The sequence below is a fragment of the Kitasatospora sp. NPDC057198 genome (genome assembly GCF_042670125.1).
GTDB lineage: Bacteria > Actinomycetota > Actinomycetes > Streptomycetales > Streptomycetaceae > Kitasatospora.
The window spans coordinates 1-2196 of record NZ_JBHUWH010000770.1 but is presented as its reverse complement, the minus strand read 5'-3'; the positions used below and the strand labels follow the sequence as shown (position 1 = coordinate 2196).

Sequence of the window (2196 nt, the reverse complement as noted above, 5' to 3'; positions counted from 1 at the left end):
TTCTTCGGTCGTCACAACCCGAATGCTGGACACCCTTCCTGCATGTCCGAAGCAGAACCAGCAAAGCCAGCTGACTTCGGAACTACTCGTCTAGGACTACCTGACCGCCCGTTACATGCTCCAGTCGCACCCGCAGGACGTGGCCGCCTACCCGGACCCGGCCAGGACCCGCACCGGCGACCACACCGGCGCCCGCGCCGTCATCACCGGCGACTACAGCCCGCACGCCCGGGACGGCTTCTCCGGAGTCACCGTCACCACGCGGTACTGACCGGCCCCTGACACCGGTGAGGCCCGCGAATCCCCGATCCGCGAGCCTCGTCAGCGCTCCGCCGCCGGTCTCACTCGCGGGTGAACTTCGGCGCGGAATCCGGCCGCGCGGTGCTGGATGCTCTAAACTTTGCCTGGCGCTCCGGGCGTTTCACCTGGTCAAGGGGCCCCATCGGCTGACGTTCCGTCAGCGGCCGAGGTAGGGCGGGTGGGACTCGAACCCACGACCAAGGGATTATGAGTCCCCTGCTCTAACCGGCTGAGCTACCGCCCCCCGACTCGACCCGCCGGGGCCGACGATGCGGTCCTGGCAGCAGCAGACGGCCGCTCGGGCCGTCCCCGGCAGCATAGCCGGTCGATCACCCGTGGTGCGCGCCGGGGGCGCATCCGGGTACGCACGGTCCGGCCGCCGTCCGAGCCGTTGCCGCGGCCCCGGTGGAGCCCCGACCCGGGCCCCTCCCGGTGCGGCGCAGCGGCGGTGGCGGGCCGCCCGTCGGCGGGTGAGGCTGAACCGTCGGGTCGGCGCGATCGGGAGCGGGTGGCCGGGATGGAACGGTCCTTGGGTGCGGCGGTGTCGGCGGTGCTCCCGGTGCCGGCCGCGTTCGGCTGCGGGTCCGCCCCGGCTGCGCTCGGCGGTCGACAAGCGCCGGGGCACCACCCGCACCGGCCCGGTGTTCGTCCCCGGCCACCGCGACGGCGACTCCCCGCCGGGCGTCCGGCCGCCCGACGCGGTGACCGCCGCCCCGGACGCGGACGCGGCCCTCGCGACCGTACGGCCGCAGGACGGCCGTCAGGTGCGGGAGGCACTGGGCGGCAACCTGTTCGGCACCGATCGGCCGATCACCCGCGGCACCACCGACACCTCCTGCAGTGGCTGCTCCGGCGCCCGGGTGCGGAAGCCGTACGGGCGGGCGTCCGGCGGATCGTGACGCCCAGTCAGCCCGCTGCCCGGTCACCGCGGACGGCCCCATGGACGGCCCCGCGGGAGTCGGGCGACGGCCCGGGAAAGGTGGTTGCCCGGCCCGCGCGGCCCCTGGTAGATCTTGCTGCGACCGCCGCCCGGCTCCCCGGGCGGGCCGCCGAACGGAAGCGAGCGACGGTGCCGCGCACCTCCCCCGACCCGGGCCGCTCCGACCGGGTCCCGTCCGGACCGGTGCCGGTCGGCCCCGCGTCGGCTGGACCGGTGCCGTTCGCGGCCGGTGCGCTGGCGCTGCTGCTGGCCGCGGCCGGCTGCGGCTCCGCCGCACGGCCCGACGTCGCCCCGGAGAGGTCCGCCGCCGCCAGCGCCGTCCCCGTCCCGTCCGGCCCGGCGGCCGACCGGATCGGCGCGCTGTTCCTCGACGGCCCCGACGGCTCCCGGGTCTGCACCGCGGGCGTGGTGCACAGCCCGGCCCGGAACCTGCTGATCACCGCCGCCCACTGCGCGGCGCCCGACGGCACCCCGCTGAACGGCCTGGTGTTCGTCCCCGGCTACCGGGACGGCCGGGCCCCGCACGGGACGTGGCGGGTCACCGGGGTCGCCGTCGCCCCGGGCTGGGAGGACGGGCAGGACGAGGACGAGGACGTCGCCTTCCTCACCGTCGGCCCGCTCGACGGCCGGCAGGTCGAGGACGCGGTGGGCGCCGACGAGTTCGCCGCCGGGCTCGCCCCCGGGCAGGAGGTCACCGTCACCGGCTACCCCCACGAGGACGACGCCCCGGTCACCTGCCGGGCCCGCAGCGCCGCGTACAGCGCCACCCAGCAGCGCTTCGACTGCGCCGGGTTCACCAACGGCACCAGCGGCAGCCCGTGGGTCGCCGACGGCGGCCGGGTGACCGGGGTGATAGGGGGCTACCAGGAGGGCGGGGCGAGCCCGGACACCTCGTACAGCGTGGTCTTCGACGCCCGCGTCGACGAGCTGTACCGGCGGGCGACCGCCGAGGACGC

At 76.2% G+C, this 2196-nt stretch carries 3 protein-coding genes and 1 tRNA gene; 3 read left to right on the top strand and 1 reads right to left on the bottom strand.

Translation table 11 applies throughout. The annotated features are described in order from the left end of the window. Positions 1-115: 115 nt before the first annotated feature. Complete coding sequence (locus tag ACFUEL_RS38845) at positions 116-271, top strand: hypothetical protein (RefSeq protein ID WP_380242794.1); 156 nt, start codon at positions 116-118, stop codon at positions 269-271. Between the two features lie 199 nt (positions 272-470). On the opposite strand, the gene ACFUEL_RS38840 is transcribed toward ACFUEL_RS38845, so the two are convergent. Beyond that, a tRNA-Ile gene (locus ACFUEL_RS38840) sits at positions 471-544 on the bottom strand. A 397-nt stretch (positions 545-941) separates the two neighbouring features. Between ACFUEL_RS38840 and ACFUEL_RS38835 the strand changes: the two genes are divergently transcribed. Together ACFUEL_RS38835 and ACFUEL_RS38830 are read left to right on the top strand one after the other, a co-directional pair. Further along, entirely contained in the window at positions 942-1199 is a 258-nt protein-coding gene (locus tag ACFUEL_RS38835; protein WP_380242792.1) for a hypothetical protein, read from the top strand. Between the two features lie 170 nt (positions 1200-1369). Next, positions 1370-2196: trypsin-like serine peptidase (locus ACFUEL_RS38830; protein ID WP_380242790.1), on the top strand; the 827-nt coding region annotated here is incomplete at its 3' end.